Annotated in this window: 1 pseudogene; it reads right to left on the bottom strand. The window is 60.1% G+C overall.

What is annotated here, in order from left to right:
* Positions 1 to 15: 15 nt before the first annotated feature.
* Positions 16 to 378, bottom strand: a pseudogene (locus EOA60_RS37255) (ornithine cyclodeaminase); the annotation flags it as partial.

The following is a 378-nucleotide window of genomic DNA, read 5'->3' as shown; positions in this document are numbered from 1 at the left end:
GTATAGATGACCTGCTCATTGCAGAACTTCGCTCTGCTGCACGGCCGGAGCAACCTTCGCGGCACGAAGGATCATGCCGTAGAGGTCGCGCGGCTCGTCCGGATCGGCGAGCAGATCGAGTTCCTCATAGAGACCGGTCTCCTTGAGCCGGTCGCGGACGTAGCGCAGGGCCGAAAAATCCTCGATCGCAAAGCCGACGGAATCAAACAACGTGATCTGACGCTCACCGGAGCGGCCGGGCACCTTGCCGGCGATCACCTGCCAGAGTTCGATCACAGGGTGATTCGGATCTAGTTGCTGGATCTCGCCCTCGATGCGCGTCTGCGGCGGGTATTCGACGAAGATATCGGAGCGCAAAAGAATGTCGCGGTGTAGCTC

Origin of the sequence: Mesorhizobium sp. M1A.F.Ca.IN.020.06.1.1 (assembly GCF_004023265.1) — a bacterium.
In the GTDB taxonomy this organism is placed as follows: domain Bacteria; phylum Pseudomonadota; class Alphaproteobacteria; order Rhizobiales; family Rhizobiaceae; genus Mesorhizobium.
The sequence above is the reverse complement of the archived record's forward strand: the minus strand, read 5'-3'. Positions and strand labels throughout refer to the sequence as shown.